Origin of the sequence: Bradyrhizobium quebecense (genome assembly GCF_013373795.3) — a bacterium.
GTDB lineage: Bacteria > Pseudomonadota > Alphaproteobacteria > Rhizobiales > Xanthobacteraceae > Bradyrhizobium > Bradyrhizobium quebecense.
In genome coordinates, this window is the sequence record NZ_CP088022.1 from 7,466,849 (window position 1) to 7,489,221 (window position 22,373).

A 22,373-nucleotide genomic window follows, 5' to 3' on the forward strand; every position below is an offset into this window, starting at 1 on the left:
CCGATGACAGGCTCCGCGCGAGCCGGGACCCATAACCACCGATCGATGTTGTTGGAACAGACCGTGGCCACAGCTCGGTGCAACAACGAGCAACGGTGGTTGGGTCCCTGCTTTTGCAGGGACTACAGTGGAGTCACTCGTCCCGCCCCGTCCCGTCATTCAGCCAGCAGGCGACCTGATGCCCGGTGCCCGCCGCCTGCAGCGCCGGGCGTTCGGTCTTGCAGCGATCGATCGCGTAGCGGCAGCGGGTGTGGAATGCGCAGCCAGACGGCGGGTTGATCGGGCTCGGCACGTCGCCGTCGATCAGCGGCGTGAGCCGCCTGGCCTTGGGGTCGGCGATCGGCACCGAGGCGAGCAAGGCCTGGGTGTAGGGGTGGCGCGGATTGGCGAACAGCTCGCGCTTGTCGGCGATCTCGACAATGCGGCCGAGATACATCACGGCGACGCGGTGGCTGATATGGGCGACCACCGCGAGGTCGTGCGCGATGAACAGGTAGGAGAAGTTCTGCTTGCGCTGCAGGTCGATCAGCAGATTGATCACCTGCGCCTGGATCGAGACGTCGAGCGCGGATACCGGCTCGTCGCAAACGATCAGCCGCGGGCCGAGCGACAGCGCGCGGGCGATGCAGATGCGCTGACGCTGCCCGCCGGAGAATTGATGCGGAAAGTTCTTCATCTGATCGGGCCGGAGACCGACCTGCTGGAACAGCTCCGCGACGCGCTCCTGCTTCTTCGCGCCGGTCGCGAGCCCATGCACGATCAGGGGCTCACCGACGATGTCGCCGGCCGTCATGCGTGGATTGAGCGAGGCGAACGGGTCCTGGAACACGATCTGCATCGAGCGCCGATACGGCCGCAGCGCGCTCTTGCTGAGCGGTGCGATGTCCTCGCCATCCAGCTTGATGGCGCCGCTGGTCGGCTCGACCAGCCGCAGCACCGTGCGCGCCACCGTCGACTTGCCGCAGCCGGATTCGCCGACCAGGCCGAGCGTCTCGCCGGCGCCGAGCGAAAAGCTGACGCCGTCGACCGCGTGAACGGTGCCGACCTGCCGGCGCAGCACGCCGCCGCGCACCGCGTAGTGCTTGACGAGATCGGTCACCTCGAGGAGCGGGCGTTGCTCGGTCATGACGCCTCCAGCATCTCGCCGGCGCGCCAGCATGCCGCCCAGTGATCGCTCTTGACCTCGTCGAGCGGCGGATACTCCTTGAGGCAGCGGTCGATCGCGAACTTGCAGCGCGGCGCGAAGGCGCAGCCGGGCGGCAGATTGGTCAGCGACGGCACCATGCCGGGAATTTCGGTCAGCCGCGCATCGGTCTTCGCGCCCAGCGCGATCACCGCCGGCATCGAGGCCATCAGCCCGCGCGTATAGGGATGCAGCGGCGTTTCGAACAAGGATTCAACTGTCGCCTCCTCGACCTTCTTGCCGGCATACATCACGATCACGCGCTGCGCGGTCTGCGCGACGACGCCAAGGTCATGGGTGATCAGGATCAGCCCGGTGCCGAGCCGCTGCTGCAAATCGACGATCAGCGCGAGGATCTGCGCCTGGATGGTGACGTCGAGCGCGGTGGTCGGCTCGTCCGCGATCAGGAGCGCCGGCCGGCAGGCCAGCGCCATCGCGATCATGGCGCGCTGACGCATGCCGCCGGAGAGCTGGTGCGGATATTCCTGCGCGCGGCGCTCCGGCTCCGGGATGCGCACCAGCCGCAGCATGTCGACCGCCTGCGCCCATGCCTCCTTGCTACTCATCTTCCGATGCAGGCGCACGGCCTCGGTGATCTGGTCGCCGATCCGCATCACCGGATTGAGCGAGGTCATCGGCTCCTGGAAGATCATGGAGATGCGGTTGCCCCGGATGGCGCGCATCGCGGCATCGTCGAGCTTCAGGAGGTCGGTGCCCTCGAGCGTCACGGAGCCGCCGACGATGCGGCCGGGCGGATCGGGCACCAGACGCATGATCGAGAGCGCGCTGACGCTCTTGCCGCAGCCGGATTCGCCGACGATCGCCAGCGTTTCGCCGCGGCGGACCGAGAACGAGACGTCGTCGACCGCGCGGAACAGGCCGGAGTTGGTGAAGAACACCGTCTGCAGGTTCTTCACCTCGAGAACCGTCTCTGCCGCAATAGCGTCGCTCATCAGCCGCGCTGCCTCGGATCGAGGATGTCGCGCAGCGCGTCGCCGAACAGATTGGTGCCGAACACCGCGAGACTGATCGCGATGCCGGGGAAGATCACCAGCCACGGCGCGGTGCGGACATATTCAGCGGCGGATTCCGACAGCATGCGGCCCCAGGACGGATAAGGCTCGGGAATGCCGAGGCCGAGGAACGACAACGACGCTTCGGTGAGGATGGTTGAGCCGAGCTGCGCGGTGGCCAGCACGATCAGCGGTGCGATCGTGTTCGGCAGCACGTGGCGCAGCGCGATGCGCGTCTCGCTCATGCCGATCGATTTGGCGGCTTCCACGAATGGCTGCTCGCGCAGCGCCAGCGTGTTGGCGCGGACCACGCGGGCAACCGTCGGGATCAAGGGAATGGCGATGGCAAGGATCACGTTCGGCAGCGAGGGACCGAGTGCCGCGGTCATCACAAGCGCGAGCACCAAGAGCGGCAGCGATTGCAGGATGTCGGTCACTCGTTGGAACACGAGGTCGACCCAGCCGGAGAGATAGCCGGAGGTGAGACCCACGATGACGCCGAGCATGGCGCCGAGCGTCGTGGAGCCGATGCCGACCGCAAGCGAGATCCGCGCGCCATGGACGATGCGGCTCCAGACGTCGCGGCCGAAGGAGTCGGTACCGAACCAGTGCAGCGTGGAGGGGGCGGCCAGCCGGTGCGCGGAATCGACGGTGAGCGGATCGTAGCGGCTGATCAGATCGGCTGATATCGCGGTCAGCACGAACGACAGCATGATGATCAGGCCGATTGTGCCGAGCACATGGCGCTGCGCGAGGAACGCGAACCGTCCCCAGCCGGTCGTGGCGTTGGCTCCGGCGCGGCGCAGTTCGCTGTCGAAATTGATTGTTGCCACGCGTTCAGTCTCCGAACCGGATGCGCGGATCGATCGCCGCGTAGAGCATGTCGACGATGAAATTCACGACCACGACGACGACCGCGATGAACATCACGAGGTTCTGCACGATCGGGTAATCGCGCCAGCGCAGCGCCTCGACCAGGAAGCGGGCGATGCCGGGAATGTTGAACACGGTCTCGGTGACGATAAGTCCGCCGATCAGGAATGCGGCCTCGATGCCGATCACGGTGATGACCGGCAGCACCGCGTTCTTCAGTGCGTGGTGATAGTTCACGGAGGCCTCGGAAGCGCCCTTGGCGCGCGCGGTGCGGATGTAGTCCTGGCGCAGGATCTCCAGCATCGAGGAGCGGGTGATGCGCATGGTCAGCGCCGCGCTGCGGAAGCCGACCGCCATCGCCGGCACCGCATAGATGGTCAACGCCTCGAGCCAGGTCTTCGGGTTCGGATTGAAGATCGGCATGGTACCGAACAGCGAGACCGAGGCCATCAGGATCAAGAGGCCGAGCCAGAATGACGGCAGCGACAGGCCGCTGAGGCTGACGACGCGCAGCGCATAATCGAGCTTCGAGCCCTGGTGCACGGCGCTGATGACGCCGAGCGGAATGCCGATCGAGGCGGAGAACAGCAGCGCCAGCCCCGCAAGCCGTGCGGTAATCGGAATCCGCGGCAGGATCTCCTCCAGCGCCGGCTTCTCGGAGACGTAGGAATAGCCGAGGTCGCCGTGCAGCAGGCCGCCGATCCAGTGCAGGTACTGGATCACGATCGGCTGGTTGAGGCCGAGCTCGCGCTCGAGATTGGCCTTGTCGGCGGGATCGACGAAGCCCGCGGCGTCGAACAGGATGTCAACGATGTTGCCGGGCACGACGCGCAGCAGCACGAAGATGATGACCGAGATCCCGAACAGGGTCACGAGCATCAGGAACACCCGCCGCACGATATAGGCAAACACCCTGGCTCTCTCCCTAATCCCGAATCTTCTCTTGATGCGTTTTCTCGACGCGAACCGGTGTCCACCTCGCTCGAAAACGCTTTGCCTACTTGTCCAGCCAGACGTCTTCGTAGCGATAGCCGTTATAGGAGCTGTTGGACATGATCGTGACATTCTTCACGTAAGGCTTCCAGCAGGTGCCGGTCCGGGCATGGAAGATGATCGGGCGCGCGACGTCTTCCTGCAGCTTCTTGTCGATCTCCCAGACCAGCTTCCTGCGCTTGTCGAGGTCGGTCTCCTCGGATTGCTGGTCGAACAGCTTCTCGATGTCCTTGTTGCAGTAGTTGGTGTAGTTGCGCTCCGAGCCGCAGGCATAGTTCTCGTAGAAGGACTGGTCAGGCTCGTCGACGGCGTTGCCGGTGAGGTTGAGGCCGAGCGAATAGTCCTTGCGTGCGATCTTCGGGAACCATTGCGCGGTGTCGACGACGTCGAGTTCGGCGTCGATGTAGATGCTCTTGATCTGGTCGATCAGGATGATCGCGGGATCGCGGTAAACCGCGATGTTGCGGGTCGACACCTTGATCTGCAGGTGCTTGTCCGGGCCATAGCCCGCCTTCTGCATCAGCTTGCGGGCTTCCTCGCGGTTCTTCTCGATGTCGGGACCGTAGCCGGGAATCGATTCCAGCATCTCCTTCGGCATCGCCCACAGGCCGTCGGGTGCCGGCTCCATGGTGCCGCCGATGTCGCCCTGGCCTTCGAACATGATCTGGATGAACGCCTTGCGATCGAGCGCCAGCGCCAGCGCGCGACGGATGTCGAGATTGTCGAACGGCGGTCCGCTCGAATTGATGATGATGTTGGTGGAGACATTGTTCGGTTCCACCACACAGACCGCCTTGGAGTCCTGTGACTTGACGTCCTTGAGCAGCGGGATCGAGACCTCGGTCGGGAACGTCATGTCGAACTTGCCCGAGACGAAACCGAGGATCGCCGTCGAGCGGTTGGTGATAATGGTGAACTCGATGCCGTCGAGATAGGGCAGGCCCTTCTTGAAGTAATCGGGGTTCTTGGTGAGCTTGATCGATTCGTTGGCCTTGAACTCGACGAACTTGAACGGGCCGGTGCCGACAGGCTTGGTGCGCATCTCCGCCGGCGACACATGGCAGGGATAGACCGGCGAATAGCCCGAGGCGAGCAGCGACAAGAGCGCGGGCTGCGGCCGCTTCAGCTTGAACGATGCTTCATAGTCGCCGTTGGTAGTGACCTCGTCGACCTGGTCGTACCAGGACTTGCGCGGGTTCTGCCGGAACTTCTGCTGCGACTTGCCCATCAGCATGTCGAAGGTGCATTTGACGTCAGCCGCGGTGAACGGCTTGCCGTCATGCCACTTCACGTCCTTGCGCAGCTTGAAGGTCAGCGTCTTGTTGTCGCCGCTCCAGGCCCAGCTCTCCGCAAGCTCGGGCCGGATCGTGCTGGCGCTGTTCTGGGCGATGTGCTGATCGAAAATGACGAGGTTGTTGAAGATCGGCATGAACGGAATGTTCACCGAATAGGTCGCGCCCTCGTGGATCGAGGCGCTGCCGGGGCTGTCGCGGTGATAGATCCTGAAGATGCCGCCGGATTTCGGCTCGGCTGCGCGTGAAACGTCGCCGATGGTCAGCACAGACAACACCGCGACGGCCAGCGCTTGCACGCTCCGCATGGTCCCCTCCACGAATTTCGGTCTCAATGGCCGATTGGCATCGACGATACCACGGTGAGGCCGTCGGGCAACCGGCGAGGGCCGTGCGGGGATTGGCAATTCGGATGACGTGGCAGGATTAAAATTTCCACGAACGGGGAATAATGGCTGTGATTGTGCGGGGAACTCTGGTTGTTTTGCTATGCGGTGACGCCTCTCCGTTCGAATTCGAGGCGTGAAGCGTCCTACAATGAGCGACAGTTTGTCGCCGATCCAATCGCGATGCTTCTCACCGTCATCCTGAGGTGCGAGCCTTGCGGCGCAATTGCGCCGCTGGGCGAGCCGCGAAGGATGCACGGCCACGAGCCGGGCCATTCATCCTTCGAGACGCCGCTTCGCGGCTCCTCTGGATGACGGTATGACCGGCGCCACATCACCTCACTCCGCCGCCTGCGTTGAGGGCGGCTGCATGTTCGCGACGCCGTCCGCCTCGGTCGCCGAGATCGTGGTGCGGATCATCAGGCGGCCCTCGTGCGCCGGCCAGGGGCGGCCGCGATGCATGGTGGCGCGGTTGTCCCACATCACGACGTCGCCCTGCTTCCATTGATGCAGATAGCTGACGCCGGGCGCGGTGGCGGCTTCGGTCAGCTGCTCGATCAGGGCCTTGCCGGCATCGGCATCCATGCCCTCGACGCCATAGGCGTGGGAGGCCAGATACAGCGCGCCGCGACCGTTGACGGGATTGCGCCAGACCATGCGCCAGCACACCGGCGGCAGCGCGTCGACTTCCTCCGACGTCGCGAGCCCGGTGGCCACCTTGCTGCGCGAATGCGCGTAGGAGTGCCAGGCGAAGGAGTTCTCCAGCCGCTTGGCCACATCCTTGTCGAGCCGCTCGAAGGCCAGCCGCATCGAGACGAATTCGGTCTCGCCGCCATGTTCGGGGATGATGCGCGCGGACAGGATCGAGGTCAGCGCCGGCACGCGCTTGAACGAGGAGTCGGTGTGCCAGAGCTGGTTGGCCTTGGCGCGCAGCTGCTGCCGATGGTCGGACGGAACCACCTTGCCGTCAGGTCCGAAGGTCGAGAGGATCACGAAATGCGAGCCGGTGCCCATCGAACCGACCTTGGTCGTCTCAGGCGGACCGAAGCGGCGCGAGAAGGCGAGCTGGATGTCGTCGCTGACCTCCTGGCCGCGGAACACCAGCACCGAGTGTTCCTCGAATGCCGCGCGCACCGCGGCATAGGCGGCATCGCTGGCGGCAACATCAGAAAGCGTGACGCCGCGCAGTTCGGCTCCGAATCCCTCGCGCAGTGGGATCACTTCCATCGGCAAATCCTCCCTGACGTTTCTTATTGAGGCGAGGTTAGGGGAAAAGCCGGCCAGCGGCAACGCGGCTCGCGCCGCCTCACCCCATCGCGATCAGTTTGTGCCGCGTCCGCCGGTCGGCGACCTCCATGCGATGCGTGACGAAGGCGAACAGCGCCCAGCTGGAATGGAAGGCGACGCCGGCCAGAACCACGATGGCTCCGGGAATCGGGCCGATCGAGGCGCGGTCCCAGATCTCGCTCACCGTGGTAAGCGGCAGGGGGTGGATCGCCAGCTTGCCGTAATAGGCGATGGCCTGGATCGCGAAGATCCAGCCATAGGTCCGGCGCAGCCGTCGGCCGATCGCCCGGGCAAGGCTGATGTGATAGCTCGGGCGGCGGTAGTCGTTGGCGAGCAGCTCGGTCCAGGCCGAGCCCGGCGAGGGACCTTCGCCGCGGATCATCGGCGCGTAGAAATCGGTTTCGAGCAACCGCGCGCGGGCGCGCCAGACGTTGAAGTAGCGATAACGCCGCGCCTCGAACAACAGAAACACCGTGACCAGCAACCCGACCAGCACCATCGGCAAAGGCGAAGCCTCCGCGCTGCTGTAGGTCGCCGACAGCGCGATGCCGGTCGTGACCACCGCCCAGTTGGTCGAGCTGTCGAGGCGGGTGCGCCAGACCGTGCTGCGGTAGACCTCGCCACGATAGAGATGGGCGAGCGCACCGATCTCGGCGGCGGTGAATTCGAGCCTTCCGGCCTGTACCGGCTCGGGCTCGCGCGGTTGGGGCGACGGCATGGCGGCCTCCGGCGAAGCTGGCTTGCGATCCCGGAGCATAGCGCGAAATCCGCGCGAGGGGTGAGTCCGTTACGCCGCCCGACGTCCCCGGCTGCGAGGGCCCGGCCCGCCGCATCGCCTGTTCATACGATCCGCGAGGTCTTGTTGCCCCAGTAGCGATCGCGCAGCAGGCGCTTGTAGAGTTTTCCGGTCGGCAGCCGCGGCAGCTCGGCCTCGAAATCGACCGAGCGCGGCACCTTCTGGCGCGACAGCGAGCTTGCGCAGAAGGCGATCAGCTCCTCGGCGAGTTCCGGCCCCGGCGCGATGCCGTCGACCGGCTGCACCACCGCCTTCACCTCCTCGCCGAGATCGACATTGGGCACGCCGAACACCGCGGCGTCGGCGACCTTGGGATGAGTGATCAGGAGGTTCTCGCATTCCTGCGGGTAGATGTTCACGCCGCCGGAGATGATCATGAAGGTGGCGCGGTCGGTCAGATAGAGGAAGTTGTCGTCGTCGACATAGCCGACGTCGCCGACCGTGCTCATGCTGCCGTCCGCCGAGCGGGCCTCGCTGGTCTTGGCCGGATCGTTGAAATATTCGAACGGCGTCGCGGTCTTGAACCACACGGTGCCCGGCGTGCCCTTCGGGCAGGGCTGCATGTTCTCGTCGAGGATATGCAGGTCGCCGAGCAGCACCTTGCCGACGGTGCCGCGATGGGCGAGCCACTCCTCGCTGTTGCAGGCGGTGAAGCCGAGGCCCTCGGTCGCGCCGTAATATTCGTGGATGATCGGGCCCCACCATTTGATCATGTCGTCCTTGACCAGCGCCGGGCAGGGCGCTGCGGCATGGATCGCGATCTCGAGCGTCGACAGATCGTAGCGGGCGCGAACCTCCTCGGGCAGCTTCAGCAGGCGCGAGAACATCGTCGGCACCAGTTGGCTATGGGTGATGCCCCATTTTTCGACCAGCTGGAGATAGCGCTCGGGATCGAAGCTCTCCATGATGACGACGGTGCCGCCCATCCGGATGGTGAGATTGACCGCGGCCTGCGGCGCCGAGTGATAGAGCGGCGCCGGCGACAGATAGACCATGCCCTCGCGGTAGTGCCAGAGCTTGGTCAGGAAATCGAACAGCGGAAGGTTTTGCGACGGCGGCTGCTCGGGCAGCGGCCGCACGATGCCCTTCGGCCGGCCGGTCGTGCCGGACGAATAGAGCATCGCGGTGCCCGCATATTCGTCGGCGATCGGCGTCGCCGGCAGCCCCGCGGTCGCCTGTTGCAGTCCGACGATGCGATCGCTCTCACTGTCGCCGTCGACCACGATGCAGAGCTCGACCTGCGGGCACTCCTTCAGCGCCTCGCGCGCGATGTCGAGCTTCAGCTTCGAGGTGATCAGGATCCGTGACTGGCTGTTGGTCAGGATGTAGGCGAGCTCGCCGGCCGTGAGGTAGGAATTGACGCAGGTGAAGTAGAGGCCGGAACGTTCACCGGCGCCGCAGGCCTCGAGGTAGCGGTTGTTGTTCTCCATGAAGATCGAATAGTGGTCGAGCCGCTTCATGCCGCGGTTGCGAAACAGATGCGCGAGACGGTTGCTGCGTGCCTCGAGCTCGCGATAGGTGACGATCTCGCCGGTCCCGGCCATGATGAAGGCCGGTTGCAGCGGGCGCAGGTAAGCATGCTTGCCGGTGTACATCGAAGCTCAGATCTCCCCTCAATGTTACTTTGTTTCCTGTTTGAGCATGATCTTGTCGGAGAACCGCTTCGCACTTTTCCGGATCATGCCTTAAGCGGCCATCATCAGAATCTCGCGGACCTGGGATGGACCGTCGATCTTGCGCGGATTGCGCGGCACCCAGGGCGTGCGCATCGCACCCGCCGCGATGCGGTCGAAATGCTCAGGGCCGACGTTGACCTCCCTCAGGCTGCGCGGCATGCCGAGATCGCGGATGAAGCGGTCGAGCACGTCGCCGGCGTCGGCGCCCGGATGGCCCATCGCGGCCGCGACCAGCGCCTGCCGGTCGGCATTGTCGCGCTTGTTCCAGCGCATCACCGCCGGCAGCATCACGCATGAGGTGTAGCCGTGCGGCACGTCGAACTCGGCGCCGAGCACGTAGCCGATGCCGTGGCTCGCGCCCATCGGCACGCCGGAGGCGAGCGGGCCGGTCGACAGCCAGGTGCCGATCTGGCAATCCATCCGCGCCGGGATGTCCTTCGGATCGGCCTTCACCCGCGGCAGGCCCTGCGCCAGCATCTCCAGCCCCTTCAGCGCCTGCGCATCGCCGTAAGGATGCGCCTCGCGCGAGCAGATGCCCTCGACGCAATGATCGACCGCGCGGATGCCGGTCGACAGGAACAGCCAGTCCGGCGTGTGCACCGAGAGTTCCGGATCGAGGATGGTGGCGCGCGGTATCACCAGGGGATGGCGCAGCATCTCCTTCTGCCGCTTGGCCTCGTTGGTGACGCCGGCGATCGACGAGAACTCGCCGCCGGCGATCGTGGTCGGCACGCTGATCTGGCGCACGGTCGGAGGATTCATCTCGGGCGAGACGCCGCCACGGGTGCGGATCGTGTCGATGCCGTCGGATGTCGTGACATTGTTGGCAAGGCAAAGCTGCACCGCCTTGGCGCCGTCGGTGATCGAACCGCCGCCGATGGTGACGATCAGATCGGCCTTGGCATCACGCGCCTGTGCCGTCGCCGCGATCACCGCGGCGCGCGGCGTGTGCGCCGGCATCTGGTCGAACGTGCCGACACAGCGGGCGCCGAGCGCCTGACGGACCTTTTCGATCTCGTCGGTTTCGCGGTTCAGCGTACCTGACACCATCAGGAAGGCGCGCTGGGCGCCCAGCCGGTCCAGTTGCTCGACGATGGCCTCACGGGCGGGCCGCCCGAACACGACCTCGTCCATGGCGCCGAATACGACACGGCCTCGATGCACGCGGCTGTCCTCCCTCAAGATGGCTCGCCTTGCCGGCGGCCCTTTGCCGGGAGGTTAGCGGAGGAAATCGGGGCCGTCATCAGGGCTTGCGCGGTCGGAGGCTCCGTTCACCGCAGTCGTCCCGGCGAAGGCCGGGACCCATACGCCGCAGCAGATGCAATGAACGGGACTCGTGATTCCGGCATCGCGCAACGACTTGCATTTGGGGTTATGGGTCCCGGCCTCCGCCGGGACGACACCGAGTATGTTGCGCGGCTTGTGAGTCATACATCTACATCCTCGCGGCGCGCGGCGCCCGAGTCCTGCGTTTACTTGCCCTCCACTTGAGCAGAGAGCGCAGGGAAAGCCGGTGCGGCAGGAGAGGCACGGCTCCATCCACCCGTCATTCCCCGGCGCCCCGGAATGACGAGGAGCTTTGGTTCAGACCGCGGATGGCCGGCAGAAATCTTGACGGCAACATCGCAGCGTGTGTTACACCTCGAAGGCAACAGAGGCGTGCGCATGTCATCCACCGTCGATCTGGCGAAACTGCATATTGACGACTTCACGCTGCATCAGGGCGCGGAGTTCGAGATGCAGACGGCGGAAGGCGTCGTGGCGCTGAGGCTCACCAAGGTCGAGCCCGCGGGCAACAGCGGCCGGCCGGGCGGCGCCTTCTCGCTGCTGTTCGCGGGGCCGAAGGGAGCATGGTTGCCGCAGGCGATCTATCCGGTGCGGCATCCGGCGCTGGGCCTGATCGAGATCTTCCTGGTGCCGATCGGCCCGCTCGGAGACGGCAACGGCTATCAGGCGGTCTTCACCTGATGGCCGGAAGCTGCGGTCCCGCACCAGCGCATCAGGTCGTAGACGCCCTTGTCTTCCTCGGTGACGAAACCGAGCCGGCGGTAGAGCCGCATCGCCGGATTGAACTTCTCGACATGGATTGACATCGCCTTGCCTGCGCCGGCGGCCTCGTCGAGCAGGTCGCGCATCAGCGCGCCGCCGAGACCCGATCCGCGATGTTCGGGCAGGAAGGCGATATCGATGACGCAATGCTCGCTCGGCCAGCGGTCGACATAGAGGCGGCCGATATCCTCTCTATCGCGCATCGTCACCAACCAGTCGGCCGTCGGATAGTGCTGCTGGTAATGCGCATGCTGCGCCTGGAACTGCATCGCCAGAAAAGCGGCCTTCTGCTCCGCGCTCCACGATGTCACTGCCAGTTCATCGGTGCGCGTCGAAGCATAGAGCCGCGACAGGAAGGGCAAATCGGCATCGGCGATACGACGGAAGCTCAGGCCCGCATCCGCGGCGCGCGTCCATCCGAACGCCGCGGCAGCCGCATCAGTGCTCAAACCATCCGTCATGGCCGATCTAGCTGCGCGGCGGGAAAATGCCCTGCAACGCGATGCAGAAATTCAACGTGAGATAGGGCATCAGGTTGTTGTGGGGCTGGCTGCCGCCATTCGGCAGAATTGAACTGGTTGCCGAGAAAGGCGAAACGTTGGTCAGCGTCGCCGTGTAGGCCTGTCCCGGGTTTGCCCGTGCAAGGGATCGTGCCGGACTGGGCGTGGCAAGCTGAGACTGATTGATATTGCCCAGAACCCCGTGGTTGTGCTGGGGCATCTGGCTTTGCAGCAGCGTCACCGTCGTCGTACCGGCGGACTGCCCGATGTCGTAGAAAGTGCCGGAGGAGCTCTGCCCCTGCTGCATCGGCGCGCTGCCTTGCAGGTTGGGCAACGCAAAAGTGCTCTTGCCGTCGCCGCCATAGTAGGTGCCGAGCAGCGAGAAAAGCGCGGTGTTCTGCGAGATCGGCATGAGCTGGCCGTTGCAGAGAGCCCACCCCGTCGGCGCAAAGTCGAACGGAAAAATGCGGATCTCGGCCAGGAATTGATCAGACATGGTCCTGTCCTAGTTCTGGCTCGGGTAAACGCCGAACAGTGAAATGATGAAGTTGTAGCAGAGGTAGGGTTGCATGTTGTCGTGCGGCTGGTTGCCGCCGACGAGCGAGCACGCCTGGCTCGCCATCGGCGAGGCGGCTGCGACCTCGCGGTAGATCTGGGTCGCTCCCACCGCGCCCACGACATTGCCGGTCACCGTGTTGCCGGTCGCGTTGTTCAGGGACGCTGCCATCGAGTGGTTGTGAACGGGCAGTTGCTGGGTGATCAGCGTCACCTGCTCGGAGCCCCCGGTCTGCCCGATGACAAAGCCGCTGGTCTGGTGCAGCGGCAGCCGACCTTGCAGGTTCGGCAGCGCGAATGTCTGCTGGCCGTCACCGCCATAGGTGGTTCCGATCAAATTGAACAGCGTGTCGTATTGGTCGATCGGCAGGATCTGTCCCTGGCAGAGCATCCAGCCGGCCGGTGCAAAATTGCCGGCGAACATGCGGATCTCGCCAACATAAGGCTGGCCCATGGCGCGCGTCCTTCAATTCCGGGAGGGGAAGATGCCCTGCAATGCGATGCAGAAGCTCAGCGTGAGATACGGCTGCATGTTCTCGTGAGGCTGCGAGCCCCCGGCATTGCCGACGGTGCTCGGGTCCAGCGTCGTCAAATTGGCGGGAGCGGTGTAGAGATTGGCCGACGTCGCCATCAGATTGTTGGTGACCGCGGCGTTGTCTGCGCCGTTGGTCGTGCCCTGAAACGTATGCGGATGCTGTGGCATCTCGGCGATCGATAGTGTGTGGGATGTTTCACCGCCAGTCTGCCCGATTGTGAATCCCGACCCCGCATGCAACGGCACTTTTCCCTGCAGGTTGGGCAGCGCGAAGGTCGTCTGGCCATTGCCGCCATAGATCGTGCCGAGCAACGAGAACAGCGCCTGGTTCTGATTGATCGGCAGCAACTGGCCATTGCAAAAGGCCCAGCCTTTCGGCGGAAAGTTGAACGACATCATCCTGATTTCAGAGAGAAACGGTAGGGACATCGATCCTCCGTCAGACGATCCGTCTCGTCAGTGACTCAATTAATGAAAATGCAAGGCAAATGCGGTCGCGCGATTACGAATGCACGATAGCGTGTTCTACGCGAAGTGCAACCTAAACGATTGCCGAAGTTTCGTGATTTTTTGTCTGGCTGCGTGACGCGCAGATGTCGTTCCGATGACGTTCGCTTCGCCACAACGACCGATGCGAATGCGGCGCGACCGAATCGCGACGCCTGCCGGATCGTTCCGGCAGGCGCTGCTCGCGCCGTTCGATCAAACCACCAGATCGTGATGGGTCTGGAGATGATCGGTCGGGTTGCCGCCCATGGCGGCGTAGGCCGCCTCGTGGCCGACCCACCATGGCGTCGCGGCACTGGACTGCCCGCTGAACAGATCAGATAAAGTCTGCGTGTTCGTGGCCACATCCACGTGGTTTGTGTTGGTCTGCGACTGCGTCTGGGTCAATGACGAGAAGTCGAAGCTGTCGCCGTTGGTCACCTTGAGCAGACCGGTGGTCTGCAAAGTGGCGGTTTGCTGGTTCGAGGTTGAGGTGCCTTGCGTGGGCATCGCCTTTTGCAGGGCCGCATTGGATTGGGCGACATCCGAGGTAGTGGCAAGCCGGCGCTCGCCGTCGGCGATGCCGATATACATCAGGCTGTTGGCATCGGATGGCGAAACGGAGTCGGGGAGGCCGAGCACGTGACCCAGTTCGTGGACCACGGTGGTCAGCAGATCGAGATGACCCGCAGCCGCCGTCGACGGATCGGTCAAGAGATCGGTGCCGGCGGCGTTGACGGCGTGGGTGAATTCGAAATTGTCCGACGGGGTCGGGTCGATGAACCAGCCATGGCCGGCGGCATCGGCGTCGATCGTGATATGCAAGGCGCCTTCCTGACCGACAATCTGGCCGGCGAGGTCGGCGATGCTGAAGGTCGCGGCATGCAGGAGGGCGAGCTGCGTCGCGTTGGCGCCCGCACTCGCCCATTCGGCGATCGCCGCCGACACCACCGAATTGAGCTCGGCCTGCGTCAGGTGCATCTCGCCGGTGCTCGGGGTCGACGCCTGAACGCCGCCCGCTTCGGCAAGCAGCGGCGCGACCACCGCGGGCAGTGCAGGCAGCGTGCCGACCAGCGTCGTCGTGCCGTTGCCGCCCGTGGTGTCGACGGTGATGCCGCCCGTGGTGCTGGTGTTGTCGTCGGTGATCACGCCTGCGGCGGTCCCCGATGTTGAACCGTTCTTCGAGAGGTTCAGATGGGTGCTGGCGCCGAAATTGCTCAACTCGACGTCGGTGGCGTAGAGCGTGCTATGGTTCAGCGTATTCTTGCTGCCCGTGCCGCCGGCACCCATGCCGATGACGACATTCGTCGTACTGGTGTCGGTCGCCGTCGCGCCGTTCTCGACGTCGAGCGCCGCGAACGGACTGTTGGAGGTCGGAGACGACACCGAGTTGCCGTAGAGCGTGGCGTTGAGGGTCGAGCTGCCGTCGTTATTCTGCAGCGCGATGCCGGCGTCGCCGACGCCGGTGATGGTGTTGTTCTGGATCAGCGTCGTCAGGCTGCCGGCGCCTGCGTCGCGGACGAAGATGCCGTCGGAGTTGGATCCCACCTTCGCCGGGCCGATATCGTTGCTGGCGATGGTGCCGGACATGGTGCCGTTGTCCTGGCCCTTCGCTACGAAAATGCCGACCGTGTCGAAGGCGTTGGCGCCGCCGTCGGTCAGGATGTTGTGCGAGATGTCGAACGTGGTGGTCGCGGCGGAGACATTGCCGCCGGAGCCGCTCCTGATGTCGACCGCCGTGCCGCCGCCGGGAACGATCGCTTGGCCGTTGTGGAAGGTGTTGCTCCGCACTACGGCGTCCATCGACGAATTGTTGTTGGCGGCGAACGCGATGAAGTCGGACCGCGTGCCGGAAAACGTGCTGTTGGTCACCGTGTAGTTGGCGGTCGCGGAGTTGTAGACTTGGCCGAGGACGTTGTCGTTGCCGCTCGAGCCGATCAGGCCGAACGTGTCGCTGTCCATGGTCAGGCGGTTCAGCGTGCCGCTGGTGTTGTAGAGATCGACATTCTGGGTGAAGCCGCCCGAAATGCTCGATCCCGTGATCGACGCGGTGCCGAGCAGATTGTCGAACCGGATGCTGCTTTCCTCGCGGTCACCGGCATTGGTGGTGCCGTTGGTGCCGCTGATCGCGCTGTTGGCGAGCGTGAAATTGGTGACGCCATTGCCGTAGATCGCGAAGTTGCTGAAGTCGTGCAGCGTCATGTCAGTCAGCGACACGTTGGCGGTGTTGTGCAGGAAAATGCCGGTACCGCCGTCGCCCGATGTGGTTTGCCCGCCGGCGTCGGTGCCGCTCAGGATATCGCCGCCGGTCTTGTTGTTGATCGTGCCACCGGATCCCGCGGAGCCGGTCCCGGTGACCGTGAGCCCGCCGGCCGTTCCCGTCGTGTCGAGGATGATGCCGGCATTGCCCGACGAGCCTGTCGCCGAAATGCTCTTGAAGGTGAGATTGCCGGCGCCGATGTTGGTGTGCTCGACATCGAGGGCGGTGCCAGTCGTCGACGTGATGGTGTTGTTGCTGCCTGTGACGGTGATGGTGCCGCCATGGGTGAAGCTCAAGCCGGCACCGCTGGCCGTCTTGACCGTGATGTCGGACATCGTGACGGTGCCGACATTGTTGCCGTCGTCGCTGATGCCGATGCCGGTCGAGGCCGAGGTGTCGATGCTGACGCCGGTGATGGTGTGGCCCGACGTGCCGAGCAGGTCGATGCCGTTGTCGGCGCCGGTGACATGGATGACCGGATCGGTGCCGGAGCCGACATTCGCGGTCACCGTGGCGTTGGTCACCGGATTGGTGAACGTCAGGGTATGGCTGCCGCCGATCAGGTTGACGCCGCTGGCGAGGTTGATGCCGTTGGCTTCGCTGTAGGTGCCGGTGCCGTGCTCGAGCACGACATAGTCGCCGGAGCCGGCCGGATTCGCCGCGTTGAAGGCCGCGATCGAGGTGTAGGGATCGTGCTGGGTACCGAGGTTGAGGCTGGTGCCTGTCGTCGAGTTGTCGATGTAGAACACCTGCGGCACGACGCCGACATGGAAGGTCTGCGGGCCGGAGGTTTGCGCGCCGGGTGTGCCGGTGTTGCCGTTGTCGTTGACGTTGAGCGTGACGGTATCCGAGCCGGTGAAGCCGTCGTCGCTGTTGTAGGTCAGCGTCGCCAGCGCGGTATTGACCTGCGCGATGGTGCCGGTGAGCGTGACGGTGTGGCTGGCGTTGTTGGTGAAGCTAGCGAGCCCCGTGGTGTCGAAGCTCAGGGCCGCGTGGCTTGAGGCGATCGTCGCCGTGACGTTCCCACTGCCGGCGTCGACGTCGGCGACCGACAGGCCGGAGATCGTGAGATTGGTGTGCGAGAAGGCGGTGCCGATCGAATTGTCCGCCGGCACCGTCGCGGTGGGCGCATCGTTGACGGCGGTCACGCTTCCCGTCGTCGATGCTGTCCCGGTGTTGTTGCCGCCGTTGGCGGTGCCGCCGTCATCGTGCACGGTCAGGGTATAGGAACGCGCGGTGGTATCGGGGTTTTCGCTGGTGTTGTTGAACTGGATCAGGTCGAGCGCCGCATTATAGTGCGCCAGCGTGTCGGTGCCGGTGAAGCTGATCGTTTCCGTTCCGGCGGTGCTGCTGATGTCAAAGTGGATCCCGCCGATGTCGCCGCTGGTGCCGGCGTGCCCCGCGATTGAGAGCGCGTCCGACGGCTTCAGATCGTTCAGCACGAAGGTCGCATCGGTCAGGTTGTTGCCTTCGGCGTCTGATATCGTCAGGTTTGGCGTGATCGTCACCGGCGTCGAGTTCGCTGCCGGCGTGCCATTCGGCGGTTCGGTGAATCCGGCGATGGCGCCGAAGCTGATCACCGGCGCGTCGTTGACCGGTGTGACATGGATGGTCGAGGTCGATGTGTTGCTGTCCAGCGAGCCGTCATTGACCGTAAAGCTGACGGTACGATCCGCCCCGGACGGATTGTCGCTGGTGTTGAAATAGGTGATGGAGTCGAGCGCGGCCTTGTAGTTCGCGACGCTGGAGGAGCCGGTCAACGTCAAAACGCCGGTCGCGGCGTTGTACGATCCGTTGATGCCGTTTTGGTTGATGAAGCCGAGCACGTCCTGGCCCGCGGCGAAGCCGCCGGTAATAGCAACCGTGGCGCTGGCCATGTTGGCGCTGTCGACGTCGGACACGTTGACCGACGTGTCGATCGCGGTCGCGGCCTGGTTCTCGATGTAGTTCAGCGTGCCGCCGGCTGACGTGACCGGCGGATCGTTGACCGGCGTGACGTTGATGGTGTCGGTGACTGCCGTGGAATTCGCGGCGCCGTCATTGGCTGTTATCGTCACCGTGCGCGCCAGGCCCGACGGGTTGTCGCTGGTGTTGAAATAGGTCACCGAGGCCAGCGCGGCCTGGTAGTTAGCGACCGTGTCGGTGCCGGTCAACGTCAGTTTGCCGGTCGCGGCATCGAACGTGCCGGTGATGTTGCCGATGGTGGTGAAGCCCAGGACATCCTGGCCGTTGGCATAGTTGCCGGTGATCTGCACGGTAGCGCCGGCCAGCGTGGTGTTGTCGACGTCGGTGACCGTGATCGCCGGGTCGAACGCGGTCGCGACCTGGTTCTCGGTGTAGTTCAGCGCGTGGCCGGCGGTGACCACGGGCGGGTCGTTGACCGGGGTGACGTTGATGGTGTCGGTGACTGGCGTGCTGTCGAGCGTACCGTCATTGGCCGTGATCGTCACGGTGCGCGCCAGCCCAGACGGATTGTCGCTGGTGTTGAAATAGGTCACGGACGCCAGCGCGGCCTGGTAGTTGGCGACAGAATCGATGCCGGTCAGCGTCAGCGTTCCGGTCGCGGCATCGAACGTGCCGGTGATCGTGGCGGTGTTGACGAAGCCGAGGACGTCCTCGCCGCTCACATAGTGGTCGGTGATCTGGACCGTCGCGTGGTCGAGCGTGGCGTTGTCGGAATCGGTGACGGTGATCGCCGAATCGATCGCGGTCGCAACCTGGTTTTCCGTGTAGTTCAGGGTGTGGCCGGCGGTGACGACCGGGGCTGCGTCGATGACGACGCCGATGGTGAAGGTCTGCTGGCTGTGCAGCGTGCCGTCGGAGGAATCGACCGTGACGTCGTAGGACGGATCGGCGGCGTGGATCTTGGTGGGGTCGGCGACCGTGACCTTGCCGGTTGCCGCATTGATGGTGAAGGCGCCGCCGGAGGTATCGCCGACCAGCGAATAGGTCACGGCCGGGCCGTTGACGTCGGTCGAGGATGCCGTCACGCCGGTTCCCGAACCGACCGGTGCGCCGACTGCGACGCGGTTAATGGCGCCGTCGCTGTCGACCGGGGTCGATGGCGCGACGTCGTTGACGGCGATGGTGAAGGTCTGCGAACTCGCGAGCGTACCGTCGCTCGCCTGGGCGGTGACGGTATAGGCGTGCCCGGCCGCGCTTTCGTAGTCGATCTTGGTCGAGTCCGCGACGGTGATGACGCCCGTAGCCGCGTTGATGGTGAAGCCGCCGCCGGAGGTGTCGCCAATCAGCGAATAGGTCACGGCCGGGCCGTTGACGTCGACCGACGATGCGGTGATGCCGACGGTCGAACCGTTGGCCGCGCCTTCGGCGATCGAATTGGGAGTGGCGTCGGCATCGACCGGGGTCGACGGCGGGGCGTCGTTGACGGCGATGGTGAAGGTCTGCGAGCTCGTGAGCGTGCCGTCGCTGGCTTGCGCGGTCACCGCGTAGGAATGGGTTGGGCCGCTGCTTTCGTAGTCGATCTTGGTGGGGTCGGCGACGGTGATGACACCCGTTGTCGCGTTGATGGTGAAGCCGCCGCCCGAGGTGTCGCCGACCAGCGAATAGGTGACGGCCGGGCCATTGACGTCGGTCGATGACGCGGTGACGCCGACCGTGCTGCCGGCGGCGGCGCCTTCGACGACACTGTTGGCGGCGACGTTGCTGTCGACCGGGGTCGACGGCGCAACGTCAGTAACGGCGATGGTGAAGGTCTGCGAACTCGCCAGCGTGCCGTCGCTCGCCTGTGCGGTAATGGTATAGCTGTGAGCCGCGCCGCTGGTTTCGTAATCGATCTTGGTGGGATCGGCGACGGTGACGACGCCGGTCGTCGCGTTGATGGTGAAGCCGCCACCCGAGGTGTCGCCGGTCAGCGAATAGGTCACGGCCGGGCCGTTGACGTCGATCGCCGACGCGGTGATGCCGACCGTGCTGCCGGCGGCGGCGCCTTCGACGACCGTGTTGGCGCCGACGTCGCTATCGACCGGGGTCGATGGCGCAACGTCCGTGACAGCGATGGTGAAGCTCTGCGTGCTGGTGCCGCCCTGGCCGTCGCTGGCCTGCGCGGTGATGGTGTAGGCGTGGCCGGGCGCGCTTTCGTAATCGATCTTGGTGCCGTCGGCGACGGTGACGACACCCGTCGTCGCGTCGATGGTGAAGCCGCCGCCGGAGGTGTCGCCGACCAGCGAGTAAGTGACGGGCGGGCCGTTGACGTCGATCGCCGACGCGGTGACGCCGACCGTCGAGCCGTTGGCCGCGCCTTCGGCGATCGAATTGGGGTTGGCGTCGGCGTCGACCGAGGCCGACGGCGGCGCGTTGGTGACGCCGATGGTGAAGGTCTGCGAACTCGCGAGCGTGCCGTCGCTGGCGGTCGCCGTCACGGTGTAGGCGTGGCCGGGCGCGCTTTCATAGTTGATCTTGGTCGGGTCGGCGACGGTGATGATGCCGGTCGCCGCATCGATCGCGAAGCCGCCGCCGGAGGTATCGCCGGTCAGCGAATAGGTCACGGCCGGGCCGTTGATGTCGACCGCATGCGCGGTGATGCCGACCGCGGTGCCGGCGGTTGCGCCTTCGACGACGGTGTTGGCTGCGGCGTTGCTGTCGACCGGGGTCGATGGCGCCACGTCGGTGACGTTGATGGTGAAATTCTGCGTGCTGGTCAGCGTGCCGTCACTGGCCTGCGCGGTGATGGTGTAGGCGTGGCCGGGGGCGGTTTCGAAATCGATCTTGGTCGGATCGGCGACGGTGACGATGCCGGTCGCAGCGTCGATGGTGAAGCCGTGCGCATCGCCGACCAGCGAATAGGTCACGGCGCCGCCATTGATGTCGGTGGCGTGGGCAGTGATCCCGACCGCGGTACCGATGGCCGCGCCTTCGACCACTGAATTGGCCGTGACGTCGGTATCGGTGGGCGCCGACGGCGGTGCGTCGGTGACGCCGATGGTGAAGGTCTGGGTCGACGAGGTCGCGCCGGCGGTCGCGTGCACGGTGATGGTGTAGGCGTGGCCGGGCGCGCTCTCATAGTCGAGCTTGGTCGGATCGGCGACCGTGACGACGCCGGTATTGGGATCGATCTTGAAGCCGCCGCCGGAGGTGTCGCCGGTCAGCGAGTAGGTGCTTGCGGGACCGTTCGGATCGACCGCGGACGCCGTGATGCCGACCAGCGTGTTGACGGCGGCGCCTTCGACGACGCTGTTGGCGGCGGGATTGGTGTCGACCGGCGTAGAGACCGGAACGTCGTTGACGTTGATCGTGAAGCTCTGCGAGCTAAAGCCGCCATGGCCGTCGCTGGCCTGCACGGTGATGGTGTAGGCGTGGCTCGGCGCGGTCTCGAAGTCGAGTTTGGTGGAATCGGCGACGGTGACGACGCCGGTGTTGGGATCGATCTTGAAGCCGCCGCCGGACGTATCGCCGGTCAGCGAATAGGTGACGCCGGGGCCGTTGACATCGGCCGACGATGCGGTGATCCCGACCAAGGTATTGACGGCGGCGCCCTCGTTGACGGCGTTGGCGGCGGCGTTGCTGTCGACCGGTGTCGATGGCGGCGCGTTGCTGACCGCGATCGTGAAGCTCTGCGACGAGGCGAAGATGCCGTCGGTTGCCTGCACATTGACGATGTAGCTGCCGCCGGAGCTCTCGAAGTCGACCTTGGTGGGATCGGCGACCGAGATCACGCCGGTGTTCGGATCGACCTTGAAGCCGCCATGGGAGGAATCGGATGTCAGCGAATAGGTGACCGGAAGGCCGATCAGGCTGCTCGACTGCGCGGTGATGCCGACCGAGGTGTTGGCTGCCGCGCCTTCAACGACCGTGTTGGTGCTGGAATTGGCATCGGCCGGCGGCGCCAGGAAGCCCTGGATCGGCGGCCAGAGCGTACCGGGAGGGCAGCCGAGGTAGAGATACTGCAGACCATACGTGTCGGCGAACGCCTGCGCGGCCGGATCAAGAATGATATGTCCGGTCGGATCGAGGTGAAGTTCGGGGCGCGTTAAACCACCGATTGTATAGGCAGGTATGGTCGTCATGAGCACTCCTGCGACCGGCGTGGAAGCCGATCAATATTTACAATTGTTGGGGACGATGACGTGTGAAGCCGTTCACACGTTGAAGTTGATCGCCCGCGGCCGGCGATCGCGCCAAGCCGCCTGCAATTCGAGAAAGCCGCGATGTTCGCGGAGCCGCAGCATCAGCGAGATCAAATGCGCTTGCCATTTACGTAGTCGCTTTCACACACTCGCGCCGCGACAAAACACTATGAATGTTCGAGAAAAATGCGGCCGGCCAAGAATATTCATGCTTTGGCAACCATGACCGTATTGGCGATACTACCGGGTGTCAATGTGTGTCCGGATGACAACCGCGCCGTTAACGACGATTTCGCCGTGCAGCGGGAGGTAGAGTGTGGGAACCTGGCTGGTCGTGACGAAAGGTTCCTGCGCCAAAGGTAGAATCGGGGCGGTGTGACGAATCTGTGAAACGAACTCGCGT

15 protein-coding genes are annotated in these 22,373 nt (G+C 64.7%); 1 reads left to right on the plus strand and 14 read right to left on the minus strand.

Annotated elements, in window-relative coordinates; all coding sequences use genetic code 11:
- Positions 1-133: 133 nt before the first annotated feature.
- The 9 genes from HU230_RS35775 to HU230_RS35815 all read right to left on the minus strand — a co-directional run bounded on the left by HU230_RS35775 (position 134) and on the right by HU230_RS35815 (position 10,663).
- The gene (locus HU230_RS35775; protein WP_176534162.1) at positions 134-1,126 is read right to left on the minus strand and encodes an ABC transporter ATP-binding protein; all 993 of its coding nucleotides are present in this window, start codon (positions 1,124-1,126) and stop codon (positions 134-136) included.
- The gene (locus HU230_RS35780; protein WP_176534161.1) at positions 1,123-2,136 is read right to left on the minus strand and encodes an ABC transporter ATP-binding protein; all 1,014 of its coding nucleotides are present in this window, start codon (positions 2,134-2,136) and stop codon (positions 1,123-1,125) included. The genes HU230_RS35775 and HU230_RS35780 overlap by 4 nt, the downstream gene beginning before the upstream one ends.
- Complete coding sequence (locus HU230_RS35785) at positions 2,136-3,029, minus strand: ABC transporter permease (protein WP_176534160.1); 894 nt, start codon at positions 3,027-3,029, stop codon at positions 2,136-2,138. The genes HU230_RS35780 and HU230_RS35785 overlap by 1 nt, the downstream gene beginning before the upstream one ends.
- A 4-nt stretch (positions 3,030-3,033) precedes the next feature.
- The gene (locus tag HU230_RS35790) at positions 3,034-3,981 is read right to left on the minus strand and encodes an ABC transporter permease (protein ID WP_176534159.1); all 948 of its coding nucleotides are present in this window, start codon (positions 3,979-3,981) and stop codon (positions 3,034-3,036) included.
- A gap of 85 nt (positions 3,982-4,066) precedes the next feature.
- The gene (locus HU230_RS35795) at positions 4,067-5,662 is read right to left on the minus strand and encodes an ABC transporter substrate-binding protein (protein WP_176534158.1); all 1,596 of its coding nucleotides are present in this window, start codon (positions 5,660-5,662) and stop codon (positions 4,067-4,069) included.
- Between the two features lie 417 nt (positions 5,663-6,079).
- The gene (locus HU230_RS35800; RefSeq protein ID WP_176534157.1) at positions 6,080-6,967 is read right to left on the minus strand and encodes a TauD/TfdA dioxygenase family protein; all 888 of its coding nucleotides are present in this window, start codon (positions 6,965-6,967) and stop codon (positions 6,080-6,082) included.
- Positions 6,968-7,046: 79 nt separating this feature from the next.
- Entirely contained in the window at positions 7,047-7,745 is a 699-nt protein-coding gene (locus HU230_RS35805; protein WP_420831851.1) for a DUF2270 domain-containing protein, read from the minus strand.
- 122 nt (positions 7,746-7,867) lie between these two features.
- On the minus strand, positions 7,868-9,418 hold the full coding sequence (locus HU230_RS35810) for an AMP-binding protein (RefSeq protein WP_176534155.1): 1,551 nt from the start codon (positions 9,416-9,418) through the stop codon (positions 7,868-7,870).
- Between the two features lie 90 nt (positions 9,419-9,508).
- Positions 9,509-10,663 carry an iron-containing alcohol dehydrogenase gene (locus tag HU230_RS35815; RefSeq protein ID WP_176534154.1) on the minus strand — a complete coding sequence of 385 codons (1,155 nt, stop codon included), beginning with the start codon at positions 10,661-10,663 and terminating at the stop codon, positions 9,509-9,511.
- Between the two features lie 501 nt (positions 10,664-11,164).
- Here HU230_RS35815 and HU230_RS35820 point away from each other — a divergent pair.
- On the plus strand, positions 11,165-11,467 hold the full coding sequence (locus tag HU230_RS35820; RefSeq protein WP_210284334.1) for a DUF6916 family protein: 303 nt from the start codon (positions 11,165-11,167) through the stop codon (positions 11,465-11,467).
- On the opposite strand, the gene HU230_RS35825 is transcribed toward HU230_RS35820, so the two are convergent.
- The 5 genes from HU230_RS35825 to HU230_RS35845 all read right to left on the minus strand — a co-directional run bounded on the left by HU230_RS35825 (position 11,449) and on the right by HU230_RS35845 (position 21,910).
- Entirely contained in the window at positions 11,449-12,009 is a 561-nt protein-coding gene (locus HU230_RS35825) for a GNAT family N-acetyltransferase (protein ID WP_176534152.1), read from the minus strand. The two genes, HU230_RS35820 and HU230_RS35825, sit on opposite strands and share 19 nt — an antisense overlap.
- 7 nt (positions 12,010-12,016) lie before the next feature.
- Positions 12,017-12,544 (minus strand): phage tail protein, encoded by a 528-nt coding sequence (locus tag HU230_RS35830; RefSeq protein ID WP_176534151.1) that lies wholly within the window; start codon positions 12,542-12,544, stop codon positions 12,017-12,019.
- Between the two features lie 9 nt (positions 12,545-12,553).
- Positions 12,554-13,057, minus strand: coding sequence for a phage tail protein (locus HU230_RS35835; RefSeq protein ID WP_176534150.1), 504 nt, complete (start codon positions 13,055-13,057; stop codon positions 12,554-12,556).
- Between the two features lie 12 nt (positions 13,058-13,069).
- Positions 13,070-13,567 carry a phage tail protein gene (locus tag HU230_RS35840; protein WP_176534149.1) on the minus strand — a complete coding sequence of 166 codons (498 nt, stop codon included), beginning with the start codon at positions 13,565-13,567 and terminating at the stop codon, positions 13,070-13,072.
- Between the two features lie 273 nt (positions 13,568-13,840).
- On the minus strand, positions 13,841-21,910 hold the full coding sequence (locus HU230_RS35845; protein ID WP_176534148.1) for a beta strand repeat-containing protein: 8,070 nt from the start codon (positions 21,908-21,910) through the stop codon (positions 13,841-13,843).
- Positions 21,911-22,373: the final 463 nt, after the last annotated feature.

Bases quoted from the DNA above. Each gene is read 5' to 3' on its own strand.
- HU230_RS35775 (WP_176534162.1), bottom strand. From the start codon at position 1,126: ATGACCGAGCAACGCCCGCTCCTCGAGGTGACCGATCTCGTCAAGCAC.
- HU230_RS35780 (WP_176534161.1), bottom strand. From the start codon at position 2,136: ATGAGCGACGCTATTGCGGCAGAGACGGTTCTCGAGGTGAAGAACCTG.
- HU230_RS35795 (WP_176534158.1), bottom strand. From the start codon at position 5,662: ATGCGGAGCGTGCAAGCGCTGGCCGTCGCGGTGTTGTCTGTGCTGACC.
- HU230_RS35800 (WP_176534157.1), bottom strand. From the start codon at position 6,967: ATGGAAGTGATCCCACTGCGCGAGGGATTCGGAGCCGAACTGCGCGGC.
- HU230_RS35805 (WP_420831851.1), bottom strand. From the start codon at position 7,745: ATGCCGTCGCCCCAACCGCGCGAGCCCGAGCCGGTACAGGCCGGAAGG.
- HU230_RS35810 (WP_176534155.1), bottom strand. From the start codon at position 9,418: ATGTACACCGGCAAGCATGCTTACCTGCGCCCGCTGCAACCGGCCTTC.
- HU230_RS35820 (WP_210284334.1), top strand. From the start codon at position 11,165: ATGTCATCCACCGTCGATCTGGCGAAACTGCATATTGACGACTTCACG.
- HU230_RS35825 (WP_176534152.1), bottom strand. From the start codon at position 12,009: ATGACGGATGGTTTGAGCACTGATGCGGCTGCCGCGGCGTTCGGATGG.
- HU230_RS35830 (WP_176534151.1), bottom strand. From the start codon at position 12,544: ATGTCTGATCAATTCCTGGCCGAGATCCGCATTTTTCCGTTCGACTTT.
- HU230_RS35835 (WP_176534150.1), bottom strand. From the start codon at position 13,057: ATGGGCCAGCCTTATGTTGGCGAGATCCGCATGTTCGCCGGCAATTTT.
- HU230_RS35840 (WP_176534149.1), bottom strand. From the start codon at position 13,567: ATGTCCCTACCGTTTCTCTCTGAAATCAGGATGATGTCGTTCAACTTT.
- HU230_RS35845 (WP_176534148.1), bottom strand. From the start codon at position 21,910: ATGACGACCATACCTGCCTATACAATCGGTGGTTTAACGCGCCCCGAA.